The sequence below is a fragment of the Bacillus sp. FSL W7-1360 genome (assembly GCF_038592975.1).
In the GTDB taxonomy this organism is placed as follows: domain Bacteria; phylum Bacillota; class Bacilli; order Bacillales; family Bacillaceae_D; genus Shouchella; species Shouchella lonarensis.
Genome location: NZ_CP151950.1, coordinates 448,009 through 467,929, shown reverse-complemented (window position 1 = coordinate 467,929; position 19,921 = coordinate 448,009). Strand labels below are relative to the sequence as shown.

General features: G+C 44.7%; 20 protein-coding genes. 3 read left to right on the top strand and 17 right to left on the bottom strand.

Annotated elements, in window-relative coordinates:
- Position 1: 1 nt before the first annotated feature.
- From NSQ26_RS02310 to NSQ26_RS02265, 10 genes are all read right to left on the bottom strand, one after another.
- Positions 2–709 carry a ThuA domain-containing protein gene (locus tag NSQ26_RS02310; RefSeq protein WP_499719010.1) on the bottom strand — a complete coding sequence of 236 codons (708 nt, stop codon included), beginning with the start codon at positions 707–709 and terminating at the stop codon, positions 2–4.
- Between the two features lie 22 nt (positions 710–731).
- Positions 732–1,139: a nucleotidyltransferase substrate binding protein gene (locus NSQ26_RS02305; RefSeq protein WP_499719009.1), complete on the bottom strand. Its 408-nt coding sequence runs from the start codon at positions 1,137–1,139 to the stop codon at positions 732–734.
- Positions 1,117–1,446, bottom strand: coding sequence for a nucleotidyltransferase domain-containing protein (locus NSQ26_RS02300; protein WP_176763856.1), 330 nt, complete (start codon positions 1,444–1,446; stop codon positions 1,117–1,119). The genes NSQ26_RS02305 and NSQ26_RS02300 overlap by 23 nt, the downstream gene beginning before the upstream one ends.
- Positions 1,447–1,478: 32 nt before the next feature.
- Positions 1,479–1,922, bottom strand: coding sequence for a D-aminoacyl-tRNA deacylase (gene dtd / locus NSQ26_RS02295; RefSeq protein ID WP_499719008.1), 444 nt, complete (start codon positions 1,920–1,922; stop codon positions 1,479–1,481).
- Between the two features lie 75 nt (positions 1,923–1,997).
- Complete coding sequence (locus NSQ26_RS02290; RefSeq protein ID WP_499719007.1) at positions 1,998–4,187, bottom strand: RelA/SpoT family protein; 2,190 nt, start codon at positions 4,185–4,187, stop codon at positions 1,998–2,000.
- Positions 4,188–4,303: 116 nt separating this feature from the next.
- Positions 4,304–4,819 carry an adenine phosphoribosyltransferase gene (locus tag NSQ26_RS02285; protein WP_499719006.1) on the bottom strand — a complete coding sequence of 172 codons (516 nt, stop codon included), beginning with the start codon at positions 4,817–4,819 and terminating at the stop codon, positions 4,304–4,306.
- Between the two features lie 2 nt (positions 4,820–4,821).
- Entirely contained in the window at positions 4,822–7,170 is a 2,349-nt protein-coding gene (gene recJ, locus NSQ26_RS02280) for a single-stranded-DNA-specific exonuclease RecJ (protein WP_499719005.1), read from the bottom strand.
- Between the two features lie 120 nt (positions 7,171–7,290).
- Positions 7,291–8,235: a protein translocase subunit SecF gene (gene secF / locus NSQ26_RS02275; RefSeq protein ID WP_499719004.1), complete on the bottom strand. Its 945-nt coding sequence runs from the start codon at positions 8,233–8,235 to the stop codon at positions 7,291–7,293.
- Positions 8,225–9,538, bottom strand: coding sequence for a protein translocase subunit SecD (gene secD / locus NSQ26_RS02270; protein WP_499719003.1), 1,314 nt, complete (start codon positions 9,536–9,538; stop codon positions 8,225–8,227). The genes secF and secD overlap by 11 nt, the downstream gene beginning before the upstream one ends.
- A gap of 45 nt (positions 9,539–9,583) precedes the next feature.
- Positions 9,584–9,916 (bottom strand): post-transcriptional regulator, encoded by a 333-nt coding sequence (locus NSQ26_RS02265; RefSeq protein WP_090775676.1) that lies wholly within the window; start codon positions 9,914–9,916, stop codon positions 9,584–9,586.
- 252 nt (positions 9,917–10,168) lie between these two features.
- Between NSQ26_RS02265 and spoVB the strand changes: the two genes are divergently transcribed.
- Positions 10,169–11,725 (top strand): stage V sporulation protein B, encoded by a 1,557-nt coding sequence (gene spoVB, locus NSQ26_RS02260; protein WP_499719002.1) that lies wholly within the window; start codon positions 10,169–10,171, stop codon positions 11,723–11,725.
- Between the two features lie 11 nt (positions 11,726–11,736).
- Here the strand turns inward: spoVB and NSQ26_RS02255 are convergent, their stop codons facing one another.
- Positions 11,737–12,042 carry a YetF domain-containing protein gene (locus NSQ26_RS02255; protein WP_090775678.1) on the bottom strand — a complete coding sequence of 102 codons (306 nt, stop codon included), beginning with the start codon at positions 12,040–12,042 and terminating at the stop codon, positions 11,737–11,739.
- A gap of 154 nt (positions 12,043–12,196) precedes the next feature.
- Here NSQ26_RS02255 and NSQ26_RS02250 point away from each other — a divergent pair, with 154 nt between their 5' ends.
- Together NSQ26_RS02250 and NSQ26_RS02245 are read left to right on the top strand one after the other, a co-directional pair.
- Entirely contained in the window at positions 12,197–12,571 is a 375-nt protein-coding gene (locus NSQ26_RS02250) for a TIGR04086 family membrane protein (RefSeq protein WP_090775679.1), read from the top strand.
- Positions 12,572–12,904: 333 nt separating this feature from the next.
- On the top strand, positions 12,905–14,926 hold the full coding sequence (locus NSQ26_RS02245) for a pyocin knob domain-containing protein (RefSeq protein ID WP_499719001.1): 2,022 nt from the start codon (positions 12,905–12,907) through the stop codon (positions 14,924–14,926).
- A gap of 536 nt (positions 14,927–15,462) precedes the next feature.
- Here the strand turns inward: NSQ26_RS02245 and yajC are convergent.
- From yajC to ruvA, 6 genes are all read right to left on the bottom strand, one after another.
- Entirely contained in the window at positions 15,463–15,735 is a 273-nt protein-coding gene (gene yajC, locus NSQ26_RS02240) for a preprotein translocase subunit YajC (protein ID WP_090775681.1), read from the bottom strand.
- 28 nt (positions 15,736–15,763) lie between these two features.
- Positions 15,764–16,912 (bottom strand): tRNA guanosine(34) transglycosylase Tgt, encoded by a 1,149-nt coding sequence (gene tgt, locus NSQ26_RS02235; RefSeq protein WP_499719000.1) that lies wholly within the window; start codon positions 16,910–16,912, stop codon positions 15,764–15,766.
- Between the two features lie 21 nt (positions 16,913–16,933).
- The gene (queA, locus tag NSQ26_RS02230) at positions 16,934–17,962 is read right to left on the bottom strand and encodes a tRNA preQ1(34) S-adenosylmethionine ribosyltransferase-isomerase QueA (protein ID WP_499719966.1); all 1,029 of its coding nucleotides are present in this window, start codon (positions 17,960–17,962) and stop codon (positions 16,934–16,936) included.
- Positions 17,963–18,032: 70 nt separating this feature from the next.
- Positions 18,033–18,239 carry a DUF2905 domain-containing protein gene (locus tag NSQ26_RS02225; RefSeq protein ID WP_499718999.1) on the bottom strand — a complete coding sequence of 69 codons (207 nt, stop codon included), beginning with the start codon at positions 18,237–18,239 and terminating at the stop codon, positions 18,033–18,035.
- Positions 18,232–19,242: a Holliday junction branch migration DNA helicase RuvB gene (gene ruvB / locus NSQ26_RS02220; protein WP_499718998.1), complete on the bottom strand. Its 1,011-nt coding sequence runs from the start codon at positions 19,240–19,242 to the stop codon at positions 18,232–18,234. Before ruvB ends, NSQ26_RS02225 begins: the two co-directional genes overlap by 8 nt.
- Positions 19,243–19,307: 65 nt before the next feature.
- Positions 19,308–19,910, bottom strand: a complete 603-nt coding sequence (gene ruvA, locus NSQ26_RS02215; RefSeq protein ID WP_499718997.1) for a Holliday junction branch migration protein RuvA — start codon at positions 19,908–19,910, stop codon at positions 19,308–19,310.
- Between the last annotated feature and the right edge of the window lie 11 nt (positions 19,911–19,921).

The window sequence follows — 19,921 nt, the reverse complement described above, 5'->3', positions numbered from 1 at the left end:
TCTAGTTGTTTACTCGTGCTTCTCCGTATATCGGCGCTGGGCGTTTCGTCGGTGCTGCCCAGCGAACAGCATTAGAAATGACGCGCCTAATTTCAGGATGTTTATAAGTCGGATACGTTTCATGTCCCGGGCGGAAGTAAAAAATCTTTCCTTGTCCACGTGTATAAGTACAACCACTGCGGCATATTTCTCCACCTGCAAACCAACTAACAAATAACAGTTCCTCAGGTACCGGAATATCAAAATGCTCGCCGTACATTTCTTCTTTATCGAGTTCAATACATTCCGGTACACCTTCAACAATGGGATGATTCGGTTGCACGACCCATAGCCGCTCTTTTTCACCCGACTGACGCCATTTTAAATCACATGTGGTTCCCATTAGCTTTTTAAAAATCTTTGAGAAGTGTCCTGAATGAAGCACAATCAAGCCCATTCCATTTAACACCCGCTCGTAAACACGGTTGACAACCGCTTCTGCCACTTCTTCATGCGCCATATGTCCCCACCAGATGAGGACATCTGTCTGTGCCAAAACGTCTTCTGTCAAACCGTGTTCTGGCTCATCCAGCGTCGCTGTGTTCACTTTTTCGACGCCACTTTTACGTAAAAAAGAGGCAATCTCTTCGTGCATGCCATTCGGATAGACAGACGCCACTTCCGCATTTTGGCGTTCATGTCTATACTCATTCCAAACTGTGACATTCATTTGTTTGTGCTCCTCTAACTCGTTATTCTAGGTTGTTGACCTCTTCTTTTAACCGTTCACATAAGCGCGACAACAATGGTTGATAGGAACATTTAATTTTGTCATAGATACGTTTAGACTCCGCTTCATCATACAAATGCGACGTTTTATTGCGGTCTATCAGCATATCTATCCACGTTTCCCCGTCCTCAATCAAACCGTAAGCAAATGCTTCTTTAAACGTTGTCCGCGGGCTACTTGGCTCAGTCACACCCATATACGCTAAAAATACCTTCATCACTTTCCAACTTAACTCAAATGTAAACTCGAATCTCTGGATCACACCGTCATAAATAATCGTTGCTTCTTCCTTGATCAACGTCGCTTCGTAAAGCCTCATTTGTGCACGTTCGTAATTACTTAGTTTTTCAAGCAATCTGTCCTTGTCCATATACAACGACTCCCTCTTTTTGAATACGCGTAAGAAGTGCCTCTTTCCTTAAACGATCAACGAAAGTGATGTCTATCTTCAATGGTGTAGGTATATCTAAAATAGCTTGCGCAATGAGGTTTTGCGTAGAGTGAGAGATAGGCTTGGTCACAATGGCTAAATCAATATCTGAAGTACGGCGATAATCCCCTCGTGCGCGTGAACCAAATAAAATGACTTTATCAATGTGCTCATGCTGCGCACAAAAGTGTTGTAACTCCGATACAAAGCGTGTGGAAATACCGGTCTTACGCCATAAGGATGTCACGATATTCCCTCCTTTCAATACTCTCTATCCCACTAAAGACCGCTCTCCACGATGAGTGTGACCGGTCCGTCACCGACAAGCTCCACTTCCATCGTTGCGCCAAACACACCTGTCTCAACGTGTAGACCGTATGCGCATAGTTTCTCATTGAAAAAATCATATAAAGAAGCGGCTTGGTCAGGCTTTGCGGCTTGCATGAAATTCGGGCGTCTCCCCTTACGACAATCACCGTACAACGTAAACTGCGATACGGACAAAACATGGCCGCCACGCGTGAGAATAGAATCATTCATTTTGTCATTTTCATCATTGAAAATACGCAAATGGGCAATTTTATCTGCGCAATAAGCCACATCTTCTTCTGTATCTTGATGCGTCACACCAACAAGCAAGACAAGACCGGCACCAATTTCCCCAACAACATCACCATCGACCCGTACACAACCGCGTGTGACGCGCTGAACAACGACACGCATACAACCACCCTTTCCAGACGACAGGTCAAAACTGCTCCGTACCCGTTTCTCGAATTCTGATCTCTCACTTCCGATTTAGTGTGTCACCCGACGCACCGAATAAATATCTTTTAACTGTTTAATCTTATCGACGATTTTTTGTAAATGGGCCACATTTGAAATGAGTATACTCATTTCAATCGTTGCCAGCTTCTGCTTATGATCTGAGCGTCCAGATACGGTCTGAATTTGTGTCCGCGATTCCGTCACGACATGCAACACTTCATTTAGCAAACCGTTACGGTCATACCCAATAATTTCAATATCAACTGGATAGGACTTCGTCTGTGAACCATGACATTCCCATGCCACTTCTAACAAACGTGCGCGGGTCTTTTCATCTGTCACATTTGCACAATCTGAACGGTGGATTGATACGCCCCGACCTTTTGTAATGTAACCAACAATCTCGTCTCCAGGGACAGGTGTACAACAACGTGACAAACGTATGAGCACATTGTCTACACCTTTAACACTCACACCAATTGTATTTTTACGTTTACACGGAGAGAAAGTCTGAATATCATTCAATGCCTCATCTAAAGACTGCGGCTCATGCTCTTGTTCTTTTTCTTTTTGCCACTTCTCCGTTAGACGATTCACGATTTGTTTGACACTAATGCCACCATAACCAACGGCTGCATACATATCTTCTTCTCCAGCAAAACTGAATTTCTGTATCACTTCTGCTAGGTGCTCTTGGGTCAATACTTCTTTTGGCTCCAAGGAACGCGCGCGAACTTCTTTTTCAATCATTTCTTGCCCTTTTGTAATGTTCTCTTCACGTTTCTCTTTTTTAAACCATTGTTTAATTTTATTTTTGGCGTGAGATGATTTGGTAATTTTGAGCCAATCATGACTTGGACCATACGAATGTTTTGACGTCATGACTTCAACAATATCACCTGTTTTCAATTCGTGGTCAAGCGGCACAATTTTATTATTTACTTTTGCCCCGATACAGCGGTTGCCAATTTCACTATGAATGCGATAGGCAAAATCAAGTGGCACTGAGCCACGTGGCAACTCGATGACATCGCCTTTTGGCGTGAACACAAATACCATATCAGAGAACAAGTCCATTTTCATGGATTCCATAAATTCTTGCGCGTCATTTGTCTCTGTTTGTGATTCAATGACATCACGGAACCAACTTAATTTATCTTCAAAAGAGTAGCGTGGGCCCGACAGTGTTTTTCCTTCTTTATACGCCCAATGCGCGGCCACCCCAAACTCGGCCACCCGGTGCATATCTTCTGTGCGAATTTGCACTTCTAGTGGATCGCCATTTGGACCGACAACCGTTGTATGCAAAGACTGATACATATTCGCTTTTGGCATCGCAATATAATCTTTGAAACGTCCTGGCATCGGTCGCCAACAAGTGTGAATAATCCCGAGCACAGCGTAACAATCTTTAATATTCTTCACGATAATCCTTACCGCGAGCAAATCGTATATTTCATTAAATTGCTTTTGTTGTAAAACCATTTTTCGATAAATACTATAAATATGTTTCGGACGTCCAGACAATTCCGCAGTCACATGAACCTCTTCTAATTGGCGTTTAATTCTCTCCATGACATCTGACAAATACGCTTCCCGCTCTGCACGTTTACGTTTCATTAAGTTCACAATACGATAATATTGTTGTGGGTCTAAATAACGTAATGATGTGTCTTCTAATTCCCACTTAATAGTTGAAATCCCTAACCGATGTGCCAACGGTGCAAAAATTTCTAATGTCTCATTCGATGTAACACGTTGTTTACGTGGCGGCATAAATTTCAATGTACGCATATTATGCAAGCGGTCCGCTAATTTAATGAGAAGCACACGCATATCTTTGGACATTGCTAGCAACATTTTTCGGTGGTTCTCTGCCTGCTGCTCTTCTTTTGATTTGTATTTAAACTTTTTTAATTTTGTTACACCATCAACAAGCATCGCCACTTCCGCGTTGAACGTTTCTTCTAACATGTCAACAGTGACATCCGTATCTTCCACCACGTCATGCAAAAAAGCAGCTGCGATTGTATTGGGATCAAGCTGAAGTCCAACGATAATCCCCGCTACTTGAATGGGATGTAAAATATAGGGTTCCCCTGATTTTCGATATTGTCCGCTATGTGCACACTTTGCAAACCCATACGCTTGCTCAAGAAAAAGAAGATCCTCCTCATGTAAATATGCACGCGCTTTTTCCAGCACTTGATCCAAAGTCATACAATCACCTTACTTATTTAACAAGTTTTTCTTCATTATCCGCTAACAGGCGGCTATTGTAAAGGGCAAACATCAAAAAAAGACTACTTTGCGTACACAAAGCAGTCCTAAATGCACTATTGATATGTCGTTAAAGAGAAAATATCATAACGCGTCAGCTTGTTTCGTCCATTCAAATAAGCAAGTTCAATCAAAAACGCTAAACCAACAACTTCTCCACCAAGCTCTTCAACCATCTTAATTGTCGCTTCAATTGTCCCGCCAGTAGCAAGCAAATCATCGGTAATGATCACACGTTGCCCTGGGTGGATGCTATCTTTATGAATCGTCAAGCAATCTTTTCCATACTCTAACCCATACTCGCAGCTAATGACTTCACGTGGCAATTTCCCTTTCTTACGCACAGGAACAAAACCAATCTCAAGCGCTGTTGCAACAGGACAGCCGACCACAAAACCACGTGCCTCTGGACCAACAATGACATCTGCTTGCTTTTCTTGTGCAAATGTGACCAACTGACCAATTGCCTTCTTGTATACAGGACCGTTTTGCATTAATGTCGTAATGTCTTTAAATCGAATGCCCTCTTGAGGCCAATCTTCCACAATTGTAATATAATCTTTATAATTCATCCTTACTTCGCTCCTTCTTTAACTCGGGCAGGTTCGATCACTTGATCAAACCAAGTTTTTAATTGTTCATAAGACGCATAAACAAACATTTGCTCTAACCATGTTTGTTCTTGCTTTTTTCTAAAGGTTGGAGAATCTTCTAACGACTTCTTGATTGGATCAGAAACAAAACGAACAACGCCTCTCTCAACAGTAATAAAACCAAGCTCTTCAAATACTGTCGTCATAAACGCAACCGTTTCTGCTGACCAGCCTCGATGTGCTTCCAACTTTTTAGCTAATTCACCAACCGCAAATGTGCCTCGTTTTTGTAAAAAAGCATAGTACCATTTAAACTGTTCTCGATTTGGATTCGTCCGAAAAAAAGCTTCTTCTTCTTCAGAAAACACGACATAAATACGATGCGGTACGCCTTCATGACGTCGGAAAAACTGAATGAAGTCATCTCTACTGTCAGGTAAGTCAAGAAAAACAATATACGCACCGTTGAGAGATTGTTGTTCATCTTGATGATGAATCACATCAACCGTCAAATGTAATCGTTCTAGCGTCGTTGACTGAAATGCAACGGGCAAAACAGGCGCATCTGAAAGTGCTGCCAGTCTCGTATTTAATTGCTTTGCTTGAATGCTACGCCAGTCAAATAGTTGCCAGTGCGACACGGCGACATCTTTGATAAGAAATTGTGGCTTCACGTGGCCATTCCATTCGTTTATTTCCGCCGTTCCAACGACAGAAAGCGTCGCTTGAGGGGTCATTTCCTCGTACAAATGACCTTTGCGGAAGGCAACGGCATCAAGTGAGGTGTCTCCGTCAACAAACTGACATTTTAAATGATTTAACTCGCTGCCAATTTGGCGCATCTCCCCTAACGACACATGGGTAAGTAGCATGAGTGGTTTTCGGTTCCCTACACCAAAAGGGGCTAGCTGTTGCAGCTCGCGCGTCACCTCAAGGGTGACGTCTGATACTTTTGCAACCAAGTCAATCTCCATTGTCGGTGTGAAATCGGTTTCTGTCAATACTTCTTGCGCATATTCATCTAATCTCGCTTGTAATCTTGTCACATCTGCTAATGCCATTGTTAAACCAGCTGCCATCGGATGACCACCAAAGTGTGGCAAGAGATCGCGATTTTTTGAAAGCGCTGAGAAAATATCGAAACCAGCAATACTACGCGCAGAACCTTTCGCCAACCCTTTTTCTTTGTCTAAACTAAGTACAATTGTTGGGCGATAAAATTTTTCCACAAGACGCGAAGCAACAATGCCAACTACGCCAGGATTCCAACCTTCTTTCGCAACGATGATGACACGTTGCACCTCCGCTACTTGCATCGTTTCAACAAGCATGATCGCTTCTTTTGTCATCTCATCTACAACTGACTGGCGCATTTGATTATACTGCTCAATTTCCTCTGCAAGCGTCTTGGCTTGCGCTTTATCTGTTGCCAAAAGCAGCGCGACAGCAGGCTCAGCTGAGTCAAGACGCCCAGCTGCATTGAGACGTGGACCGATCCCAAATCCAATCACATCTGTATCGACCTCTTTTTGCCTCGCACCACATAACGTTTTTAACGCTTGAATACCTGGTCGATGACTCGCTTCCAACGCACGTAATCCTTTCTTTACAAGGAAACGATTTTCGTCTACAAGTGGAACCAAATCAGCAACCGTCCCAATGACAGCATAATCTAGCAACTCAAGTGCGTCATCTCCAAGCAGCGCTTGTGCCACTTTAAAAGCAACACCGGCACCAGCTAGTTCCTTGAATGGATACGGACACCCCGGCTGCTTCGGGTTCACAATCGCATAAGCATCGGGCAACTTTGGTGGTACTTCATGATGATCGGTAATGATAAAATCTAGCCCAATTTCACTAGCACACGCAGCTTCTTCCACTGCAGCGATCCCCGTGTCAACTGTCACCACGAGCTGATAACCCGATGATTTTGCTTCTATTAAAGCTGGTTTATTGGGACCATACCCTTCTGTAAAACGGTTTGGAATATAATAATCACATCTCGCACCAGCCATTTTTAATGCCGTCACAAGCAGTGCCGTCGCACTGACGCCATCCGCATCATAATCACCAAACACCAATACTTTCTCACCTTGATCACGTGCCTCGCAAATTCTTTCTACAACTTCTTTCATCCCTTTTAATAAGTACGGATCATAAAAAGCGGGTGTCTCTTTTTGTAAAAAGACGTTTGCCGCTTCTACTGTATGAATGCCGCGTTGCACAAGCAAACGCGCTACCAACATTGATATCGATAATGACGATGCCAACTTTGCCACTCGTTCATCATCTTGCGCTAATATCCGCCATTTCGCGGTAGATTGCAACATTATGTATCCCCCTCGACCCTCTTATTATACAGAAGGAATAAACACGTGTCCAATGAGAAAAACAGGTTAAAAAAAGAGAAAAAGAGGGGTACTTTTTCGCACCCCCCTCTATGCTAGCGTTTAAATCATTTCTTCCTCTTGTGGCGGTTTTTCTTTGAGTCTTTTTAACCGACGCCACTCCCATACAAGCCACATTTGCGCACATAAAAACATGGATGAATACGTACCGACAATTAATCCGATCACCAGTGCGAGTGAAAAAGAACGGATCGCTTCGCTACCGAAAATAAAGAGCGCGAGTGCCGCAAACAACACTGTTAACATCGTGTTTATAGAACGGGTAATGACTTGCAATAAGCTCTTATTAACAATACGTGCGAGATGATTGAAATCTTCAATTGGCTTTTCTTTCTTTTCTCTCTTCACATTCTCGCGGATCCGGTCAAATGTGACAATCGTGTCGTTAATCGAATAACCAACCACGGTCAAAATGGCCGCAATAAATGGGACATTCACTTCTACTTGAAACAAACTAAATAAGACGATGACGAAGAACGCATCATGAAGCAACCCAACAATCGCCGCGATACCATAAAGAAATTGAAAACGCACAGCCACATACAACACGATGGCTACAGAAGCAATTAATACGGAAATCAATGCATTTCGTGCCAATTCCTTTCCAACAAGCGGAGAAACGGTACTAATATTCGGTACCTCACCGTACTTCTCTTTCATGTAGGATTGGACTTTAGAAATATCTTCTTTTGAAAGTGGCTCAATGAACCGAACATTTGCAACCTGATTTTGGTCACCACCAATTGTCATGTTGCGCGGTTCATGCGCAAGCGCCATTTGCTTAAAATCTTCCCTTAATGCTTCTTCTGTCAATGACGTATTCACTTGCACCTCTACATTTGAACCACTTTCAAAGTCCACACCGAGATTCAACCCGAGCGTAAACAAGCAAAGAATACCCAGCAGCACAGCAACGATCGAACCAAGAAAAAACTTTTTTCGATGTTTCGTTAAATCAACGTTCCAATTCTCTGGACTAAAGCCCATTGATGTCACCTTCTTTCACACCAAACCAACGTGGACGCTTATTTAAAAAGCGACTGTTGACCCATAACCCCAGTAATAACCGTGAACCGTATACAGCTGTTACAAAGCTCACGACGATACTAATGATCAACATGACTGCAAACCCTTTGACCGAGCTTGTCCCAAAGTAGAACATCACACCAGCAGCAATCAATGTCGTGACATTCGCATCCATAATTGTGGAAAATGAATCTTTCCCACCCACTTTGAAAGCTGACAACATCGATCGTCCAGCTTTTAATTCTTCGCGCATCCGTTCATACGTAATGATGTTGGCATCAACTGCCATCCCGACCCCAAGAATAAGTGCCGCAATGCCAGGCACCGTCAACACGGCATTCAATGCATTAAAAATGACGAGCACGAGGAACGTGTACACAGACAATGTAATGACCGCAACGACACCCGGAAAACGATAATATATCACCATGAAAGCAAAGATTAAGGCTACACCAATAATCCCAGCAAAAACTGTTTGTTTCATCGCCTGTTCACCGAGGGACGCACCGACAGACGTGGAATAGACTTCATCCAATTGGACCGGGAGTGCACCAGCATTTAACAACTCCGCTAGTTGCCGTGTTGATTCTGTTGTGAAATCTCCACCTTCAATCTGAACACTAGTGGAAAAAATCGGTTGCCGAACCGACGCCGCCGATAGAAACTTTTGTTCACTCTCAACTTTTTTACTTTCCTCTTTGTAACTGTCACCTTCTTCATAGTCGAGCCAAATGACAAGCATATTATTTGGCGGTGGCAAAGAAGAGATCTCTTTCGTAATCTCACCAAATTTGTCGGCATCCTTCAAAGTCAACGTGACAATTGGCGCACTTGTTTCCGGGTGCAGTTGACCCTTCGCCCCATTTTGCACGAGATCACTACCATCAAGCAGTTCATTGTCATCGACGTCACGAATCGTTAAATGCGCCCCTGTCGCAAGCAACTCTCTTGCTTGTTCTTGATCTTTTACACCCGCAAGCTGAACGCGAATCCGGTTGTCACTTTCGATTTGAATAATCGGTTCCGACACCCCGATCGTATTCACCCGCTGATTCAGCGCTGTCGTTGTGGCGAGCATCACATCTTCATTAATTTTGTCGCCTTCTTTAAGCGGTCCGACTTCATAAAGCACTTCAAAACCGCCTTGTAAATCAAGACCAAGGCTGACATCCTTTATGACTGGCTTCGCGGTATACGCAATACCCGCCGCACATAGCGCGACAATCACAAAGAATAATAAAATTTTCGTTCTCTTTACTGCCATCTCGTATAAAACTCCTTTCTATCTACGATGTCATGACGGGGCTGACTATTTGTATGCTTCTTCAGCCAATGATCCAGCGCGAGCTTCCGCTTGTTGTCCTGTCACCTCTGCCCAAGCTTGTTGCCAATCAGCTGGTTCTTGATACGACTTCATCGTGACCCATGTCATATAATCTTGTGGACGCATCGACAAGCACGCATCGACAAATGCGTAAAACGGGACGTATGATTTCTTTTTGCGTTCACTCGTGATAAGGCATTCCCATAAATCTTGCAGTTGCACGTGACGATAACCCAAGTCATGAAACTCTTCTAACTTACAGTGCAGTGCAGGCATGATTTCCTCTTGCCACACATCAAATTGTTGCTTTTCTCCCATCGTCACACCTTCCCCCAATGTTACAAATGTTAAAAATTAAAACGTGATCGGATCCATTCCTTACCACCTTATCGACCTATAAGTAATGCGGTTTGTACAAATTTCAGTATAGCGCAATGCAACAGACATGTACAGTCCAGATTGCTGCAACAATGCTTGTCATGTCTGTCCCGCAGCAGCATACATATGAATACAGAGTACAGAAGTCAGGGGCCAGAGATTAGAAAATGAGGAAAAGGATGAGGACCGATCATGACAAAACAAACATTTTTAACGGGCACACTCATTTTAATTGCTGCTGGTTTTATTACAAAAGTACTCGGGTTTATTAATCGCATCGTTATGGCACGCATACTCGGCTCTGAAGGTGTTGGGTTGTATATGATGGCTGTACCGACACTATTGCTCATTTTGACGTTAACACAAATGGGCTTACCAGTCGCGATTGCCAAACTCGTCGCCGAAGCAGAAGCAAGGGGAGAAAGGCAGCGTGTCAAAAAAATTCTTGCGGTTTCCTTAGCAATCACTGCTGTACTTAGCGTCATTTTCACAACGAGTATGATTGCCTTCGCCCCGATTGTTTCTAATACGTTACTGACAGATGCCCGAGCCTTTTACCCGTTAATTGCGATTACACCCATTGTACCGATTGTCGCCATTTCTTCTGTCATCAGAGGTTATTTTCAAGGTCGGCAAAATATGAAGCCAACTGCCTACTCACAAGTCATTGAACAAGTTGTTCGTATTACGTTTGTCGCTGTGCTCACCACAGCGTTTCTCCCACTTGGCTTGGAATATGCTGCTGCAGGCGCAATGTTATCTGTCGTTTTAGGTGAGCTTGCTTCTTTATTTTATATGCTTTATTTGTTTAAACATCATAAATCATTTCGGTTTCGGCATCGCTTTGTCTCCGCAGTTAAAGGAGGAAAACACACGTGCCAAGCTTTATTATTCACGGCGCTTCCGACAACAGGGAGCCGTTTAATTGGAACCGTCTCTTTGTTTTTTGAGCCGATTGTCGTCGCTCAAAGCTTGGCAATCGCTGGCATTGCGACGAGTGTCGCCACGAGTCAGTACGGGCTACTTGTCGGCTATGTCGTTCCTTTGCTGACGTTACCTAGCTTTATTACGTATGCATTGTCCGTATCACTACTTCCTAATTTGAGTGAAGCTGCGGCAAAAAAAAATACGACCCTCATCCATTATCGGCTCGAACAAACATTACGTATCGGACTGCTCTCTGGTGGGATTTGCGTCATCATTTTGTATGTATTTGCCACAGACTTAATGACACTCATGTACGATGCGCCAGAAGCAGCGGGCATGCTAAAAATTATGGCGCCTTTTGCCTTGTTTTTATATATCCAAGGTCCATTACAAGCTGCGCTACAAGCACTCAATTATGCAAAAGTCTCCATGATGAACAGTTTATTTGGTGCTGTCATTAAAACCGCCGCAATTTTTGCCCTCTCTACACACACGAGCTTAGGCATTATGGGCGCAGCACTGGCAATTGTTACTGGGTTTGTCCTTGTCTCTGTCTTACATTTTGCATCGATCGCAAAAACAACCGGATTTGTCATCAATGCGCGAGCCGTTATAAAGCTCTCTATGCTTATTTTTATTGTCGGCTACGCTGCTACACTGCTACAACCAATGGTTTTACAAACATTTTCTCATCCACTCGTTGCGACTTTAAGTGCCATTTGTTTGACCACATGTCTTTACATTCTCGGCATGTTCTTCCTACGTCTCATTAAAAAAGAAGAACTGAAACAGCTACCACTATTTAGCAAAATCTTAAAGTAAAGTTGGAACTGCTACTCCTTGTCATGGCATGCGATACGTTCTGCGACAAAGAAGCGGTTCTTACCCTTCATTGTACAATAAGAGATGTTTTTAATGTCTCGATAGCCAAAACGTCGCAATTGCTGTCGTAACCAAAACTCATTTTTGTTCAAACGTTGTAAATGTGTATGCTCAATTGACCCATCTACAATCAATGGCAACGAGCGTACCCATTTCTCTTTACTGTCACGAGCGGCTACATCATCTGTTTGCACCAAAAAAAGTCGCCGTGCACAAATGATGACGAACATCAATACAAGTAACGAAAAGATTACCATTCACTGTCACCCCACTCCATATTTCACACCACCATGCTACTCGTACTATACCCAAACTTTCATGCTTTCATCATGTGTAGATTTCTCCAGTTCTCTTTGTCCCACTTTTTGAATAAGCATGATATAAAACGTTACACGAAAGGAGTTTTACGATATGACAAGCAACCGCTTTTTTCCAGCTGTTTTATTCGGTACTGTGGTCACATGTATCATCATCTTACTATTTAGTTTATGTTTGGCCACGTTGTTGTCGCTCACGAGCCTGACTGAACACTCGATTGAATGGCTCATGTTGCCTACTGCATTACTATCTTTATTTATAGGTGGCTTTCTCTCAGGTGCAAAAGCAAATGCAAAGGGATGGATCGCTGGTGGACTCGTTGCAATCCTTTTCTCTGGACTTGTCTTTCTCATTAGCTATTTAGGTTACAACACCACCTTTAGTAGTAAACAGCTTCTTTTTCATGCAGTGTATGTCGCCGTTGCTGCTTTAGGTGGCATGATCGGCGTCAATTTATCTAGTCAGTAAGGCGATCATACAAAAATCGCACTTTGTATCGGGTTACTTTTAGGCTACTTGCCACTTTCAAGTAGCTTTTTTTCGTCATCTTCTTGCTATATACAAGGAATTAAAGATTTTATGTGCTGCATATCGCTGTAATCCGCTTTTTTTTCTAGGTGAACGCAGTTAATATGATTCAGGTTATTTCATTCCTTAATTCCTTATATATACATAGACCCCTCTTACTTTTTATACCATAATGCCCAATCAAAAAAAAAAAAAAAAGACATACGCTATATAGAATATTCATTTTCATGTTCAAGAAGTATCCAAAACTATGTTACGAAAGGAAGGATTCAAATGTCTCAACCGAATATGCCAAATTTCACACCCGATATTACCCTTGACCGCGACGATGTCGTCAATTTACTACTTGCATCGATCGCAATGGAAGAAATGGGTTTGGCACACATTATCAATGCGGAAGGAGAGAAGATCCAGTACGCCTTAGGGACATTGCCTGGTATTACCGGACCACCAGCAACATTGCAGGAAATCCTAGCTGTTAATGACAGCACGGCGGATATGCTTGACACGATTTTCAAGAAAGAAATTATTCTTGAATCGAAAATGAAGGCCGCTGCCAATCTTCCAACCATGATCGGACCCACAGGCACGCCTGGCCCTACTGGCCCAGCCGGTAGCGTGGCTGCAGTCAATGACATTCTGCCTGATGCTGGTGGGAATGTGGTGCTCACCATTGGGGATATTCCTGGTGGGATCGAAAACATCAACGGTATCACCGCTGCACCAGATGGCAGTTTGACGTTAGATGCGGAAGATGTCGGTGCTTTTCCGTATGAAGAAGTGCCATCCGGTAGTGATTTAAATTTGTTTATCACCGAAGGGGTCTACAGTTCTGATGGAGATGCAGGTGGACCTGCGAACGCGCCGCTTGGCTTTACCAGCCCAATCTGGACATTGTATGTTTCTGTGATCACTCCGGGACCGACAACATCCATTTTACAATTGCTTATTGGCAACCCAACCATCTATGTACGAAGCGCGACCGATGACACAGGGACGACTTGGAATCCATGGGAACAACTTGGTACACAAGGGCCCACTGGGCCGACAGGGGCTGGGGTCACGGGGGCGACTGGCGCCACAGGAGCCACTGGGGCGACTGGCGTTACCGGAGCGACTGGTGTTACGGGGGCCACTGGGGCTACTGGACCTACTGGCGTTACTGGTGCGACTGGACCTACTGGCGTCACGGGGGTCACTGGGGCTACTGGCGTTACTGGGACCACTGGCGCTACGGGGGCGACCGGGATCACTGGTTCTACCGGAGTGACGGGTGCGACTGGCGCTACGGGAGTTACTGGCGCGACTGGCGCGACCGGGGTCACTGGCGTTACTGGCGCGACTGGCGTCACAGGGGTTACTGGCGTTACTGGACCTACCGGGGCTACTGGGGCGACCGGCGTCACCGGCGCTACTGGGGCAACGGGTGTTACTGGGGCTACTGGACCTACTGGCGTTACTGGCGTTACTGGACCTACCGGGGCCACTGGCGTTACCGGTATCACAGGCGCTACTGGACCTACTGGTGCCACAGGGGCTACTGGCGCTACGGGAGTTACTGGCGCAACTGGTGCGACCGGGGTCACTGGCGTTACTGGCGCGACTGGGGCTACTGGGGCTACTGGCATTACTGGGGTCACTGGGACGACCGGCGTTACGGGGGCTACTGGTGTTACTGGTGCCACCGGCGTTACGGGGGCTACTGGTGTTACTGGTGTTACTGGTGCCACCGGCGTCACTGGGGCTACTGGTGTTACTGGTGCCACTGGCGTTACCGGTATCACAGGCGCTACTGGACCTACTGGTGCCACAGGGGCTACTGGCGCTACGGGTGTCACTGGTGCCACTGGACCTACTGGCGTTATGTCGCTTGCTTCTACAAGTCGTTTTGCAGATAGTGGTACTACGGTAACACTCGCACCTGGCGATCAAATCAACTTTAATTTGGCTGGTTCCTCCTCTCCAGATATTACCTGGAATGGGCCACCCGACAACGAATTTATAGTGAATTTAGCTGGTAGATATTACGTCTCATCCTCAATGGCAGTAGCCGATGGTGAAACCGGGATGTTTGGATTTTCAGTTGGTAATCCACTTAGTCCAATATCTAGGTCAATTAAACCTGCTAGAGCGCCTGGTCAATCGACAATAGAGGATATATTTGATTTAAATGCAGGTGATATGATTGCAGTTGAAAATGCTGCTTCTGCGGGTAACGATGTGGATATGTTAACTGGTAACCTTGTAGGAAGAAGACCCGATTATGCAAGTATTGTCATTATAAAAATAGAATAATCTATAATTTTTATATTATTAAATCAACTTTCGCAGTCAAAAAATGCTTCGAGTTTCAGTTATAACAAGGCCTGCCGGCCTATGAAATATGCTCCTTGACATCAGTACTTGAAACATGAAAAGCACCACTTCTTGTAGGTATAATAGAGTTGACAAAACCCAATACCACAAAGAAGAGGTGCTTTCTCTATGATAACTGAAAAGTATGTAAAATTGGTAGATACACATAAAACCGAGTGGTGCCAGCAGGTATATTTGAATTTTTACGTGTCGATCCACTTGCTCCAGTTTCTAAATCAATTAAAGTTGCTATAACGCTCTGTCAAGCTACAATAGGATATATTTTCGATTTAAATGCAAGGGACATGATTGCCGTTTGAAACGGTAGTGATATTAATTTTATGAATGAAATCAACAGATCAAAGAGCTGTCTCATAGTCAATAGATCGACTTCGAGACAGCTCTTTCTTCATGACTTTAAATGGTCCTTAAAAGGCAGAAATGCAGTCGCCTTCTCACTTCACCATCTTTATTTCCTACGACCCTGACTTCACTTCACGAATCGCTGAACGATCGTATGTAAGCTTTCGATTGTCATTCACAACTAAGACAACGACGTTTTCATCAATCGAGTCAATCACCCCGTGTAAACCACCAATCGTCACAATTTTATCCCCACGCTGCAGTGATGCATGCATTTCACGTACACGCTTTTGTTGCTTTTGTTGCGGGCGAATAAGCAAAAAGTAAAACACAACAATGATCCCGATAAATGGCAATAACGCGCCAAAGATACCTAACTGATCCATTCTTTTCCCTCCTTTCTGTATGATTACGCTAGAAATTCCGTGCGTTTTCTTTGTTGAAGCCATACTGCTCAAAAAGCTCCGCCCGAAAATCGAGCAGGCGATCTTCTTGAATCGCTTCGCGAACACGCTTCATTAAGTTGAGAAGAAAATACAAGTTGTGATACGACGTTAATCGGAACCCAAAGGTTTCTTCACATTTAATGAGATGGCGAATGTACGCACGAGAATACGTTCGACATACATGGCACGCGCACTGCTCATCAAGTGGACGGAAATCACTCGCGTAAGCAGCATTTCGCACGACCAAACGGCCACTACTTGTCATGCATGTCCCATTACGCGCAATTCGTGTCGGCAACACGCAGTCAAACATGTCAATCCCTCGCACAGCGCCATCTATCAGCGAATCCGGTGAGCCGACCCCCATTAAATAACGAGGTTTATTCGTCGGCAACAATGGCGTCGTAAACTCGAGTACTTCATTCATGACATCTTTTGGTTCGCCAACAGACAGTCCACCTATAGCATAACCCGGAAAATCCATTGCTGTCAAATCACTTGCACTTTGTTTTCTTAAGGCTTCATACTCTCCGCCTTGTACAATCCCAAATAATGCTTGCGCCTTTTCCTGCCCTGATTGTTCGTGTGTCTCTAAACAACGCGTAGCCCATCTCGTCGTTCGCTCAACCGATGCTTTCATGTACTCATATTCAGCCGGATAAGGTGGACACTCATCAAATGCCATCATAATATCAGAGCCGAGCGCATGCTGAATTTGCATTGCTTTCTCTGGCGAAAGGAATAGTTTCTCTCCACTGAGATGGTGACGGAACTGCACACCTTCTTCGGTGATCTTTCTTAAATTGCTCAAACTAAACACTTGGAAACCGCCAGAATCCGTTAAAATCGGACCGTTCCAATTCATAAACTTGTGCAGTCCCCCAGCTTGACGAATAATGTCTTCTCCAGGACGCAACCACAAGTGGTACGTATTACTTAAAATAATTTCGGCACCGACTTCTTTTAAGTCTTCTGGACTGAGTGTCTTCACCGTCGCCATCGTGCCAACCGGCATGAACATCGGTGTCTCAAACGACCCGTGTGGTGTATGTACCCGTCCTAGCCTCGCACCCGATTGCTTACATGTTTTAATTAATTCATATGTCACTGCTGCCATAATGGTTCTCTTCTCCTATCATTAAGGTCTAATAAACATCGCATCACCAAAACTAAAAAAGCGATAACGCTCGTCAATTGCATGTTTGTATGCGCTAAGTAACGCTTCTCTTCCGACTAGCGCACTTACCAACATGACAAGTGTAGATTTTGGCAAATGGAAATTTGTTAACAAACCATCAATGGCTTGATACGTATAACCCGGATAAATAAAAATATCTGTCCAACCTGCGCAAGCAACAAAGTCGCCATGATCGCGATAAACTGTTTCTAGCGTGCGCGCCGACGTCGTACCGACGGCAATGATGCGTCCGCCATTTGTACGCGTCTCTTTGAGGACATTTGCGGTTTCCTGAGACACTTCATAATATTCAGCGTGCATGTCGTGTGCCTCAATTGTTTCAACACTCACCGGTCGAAATGTGCCTAATCCGACGTGTAACGTGACATAAGCGATGGAGACACCTTTTTCTGCCACTTGTTTTAACAACGTCTCGGTAAAATGTAATCCAGCTGTCGGCGCTGCTGCCGAACCGCGGTGTTTCGCATACACTGTCTGATAGCGATCAGCTTCATCCAACCGTTCACGAATATATGGCGGTAGCGGCATTGTTCCTAGCTCATCGAGTATTTCATAAAACACGCCATCATATGAGAAAGAAAACATCCGACCACCGTGCGCCAACACGGCTGTACAAGTTGCCTGCAAACGCCCTTCTCCAAACGTGAGCACGGTCCCCACCTTCACGCGTTTCGCTGGCTTGACAAGCGTCTCCCACACATCTTCTTCCTCTTGTTTTAATAAGAGTACTTCTACTGCGCCGCCTGTATCTTTCTTTGCGCCAAATAAACGCGCAGGCAACACCTTTGTGTCATTCAATACTAAACAGTCGCCTGGCATGAGTTCATCTACAATTGCTGTGAAGGTTGTATCTGTGAGTGCCTTCGTATTTTTATCTATAATGAGTAAACGCGAATCCGCACGCGCTGGTAGCGGTGTTTGCGCGATCAATTCTTCTGGTAGTTCAAAATCGAATGCTTCTACTTTCATGCCATCACCTTCTATCATCGTCTCCTTCAACCTTACCTAGCATACACAGAAGTCATCAGAAGCGCAAGTCTTACAGACGACGCAGAAGTGACACGACGATTGAGAGCACGATGCTAACAATAATACATGTCACAATGGGAAAAAAGACGGTCGTTCGTTCACCTTTCCATACAATGTCACCTGGCAACCGTCCCAGTGGCAACCAGCGGTCAACGAGCAACCAAATACAACCGACAACTACGAGCGCCACTCCGACTGCAATAATGACTTTAGCCATGTGCATCTTCCTGCGGTTGTAATCCATAATGGGCGTAACATTGTCTTGTCACAACGCGTCCTCTTGGCGTGCGTTGCACAAAGCCGATCTGTAACAAATACGGCTCATACACTTCTTCGATCGTGTCTGACTCTTCGCCAATTGTTGCGGCGATGGTGTCTAAACCGACCGGCCCGCCAGAAAACTTCTCCATCATCCCTCTTAGCAATTTGTCGTCAATATGGTCGAGTCCAAGAGGATCCACTTGCAACGCTTCTAGGGCGCTGCACGCGATATCATATGTCACCGTTCCATCGCTTTGTACTTGCGCAAAATCACGGACTCGGCGCAGTAACCGATTGGCAATTCGCGGCGTCCCACGTGAACGACGAGCAATTTCTAATGCCGCTTCTTCGGCTAACGATACGCCAAACACCCTCGCTGAACGCGTCACAATTTGTATGAGCTCTTCCGGTTGATAATATTCCAACCGCAACAAAACGCCAAATCGGTCTCGCAATGGTGAAGAAATCATGCCAGCTCTCGTTGTTGCCCCGACCAATGTGAACGGTGGTAAGTCTATTCTTACCGAACGAGCGGTCGGTCCTTTCCCAATGACAATATCAAGACAAAAATCTTCCATTGCCGGATAGAGCACTTCTTCAACGACACGGTTAAGACGGTGGATTTCATCAATGAATAGAACATCGCCCGGCTCAAGTGCCGTTAACACCGCCGCCAAGTCACCCGCTTTTTCAATTGCCGGTCCCGATGTGACCCGTAACTCTCCACCCATTTCCGCGGCAATAATCGCGGCTAGTGTTGTCTTGCCAAGCCCCGGCGGCCCGTATAAAAGCACGTGGTCTAACGCTTCCTTGCGCATACGCGCGGCCTTTAAAAATACAGACAAGTTTTGTTTAACAACTTCCTGTCCGATGTAATCAGCCAACGTTTGTGGGCGTAACTGCGTTTCATTTCGCTCTTCTTGTTCACTCGCTGTCCCGGTGACAAGCCGCTCCTCCATTCAGAGACACTCCTTTCTATACAAGAAATGACATTTACTATAAATCATTCATTCCTTGTATATGCTTATTTCAGCATCATTTGTAACGCCCGACGTACATACGTCTCCGTTGACAACCCTTCTCCTTGTAGTTGTTTTTTAACTTTTTTCAGCTCTTTCTCACTGTATCCAAGGGCACGCAATGCTTCAAGTGCATCTATCAACGCTTCAGATGTCTCTGCAGTTGTGTGTGCATCCTCTCCAGGAAGTGGCACGCCTGCCTCTAAAAACACGCTCACTTTTCCTTTCAAGTCTAAAATCATTTGCCGGGCGGTCTTCTTCCCTACACCTGGAAAACGCACTAAAAACGCTTCATCTTCCGCTTCAATCGCACGCGCAACTTCAGTAGGCTCGCCAGCCGCAAGCAACGCTAACGCCCCTTTAGGGCCAATCCCAGATACATTCAACAATTGCTCAAACAATTCTCGTTCCATTTCCGTTTGAAAACCAAAAAGTCGCTCACTATCTTCACGCACATAATGATATGTAGCGATCGTTACATCTGTATCAATCCATTGCGAGAAACGATATGGATTTGCACAATGTGCTTGGTAACCAACGCCGCCAACATCAACAACGATATATGTAGGCGCTATTTTCACAAGGGTTCCTTTTATGTAATCAATCATCAATTCGCTCC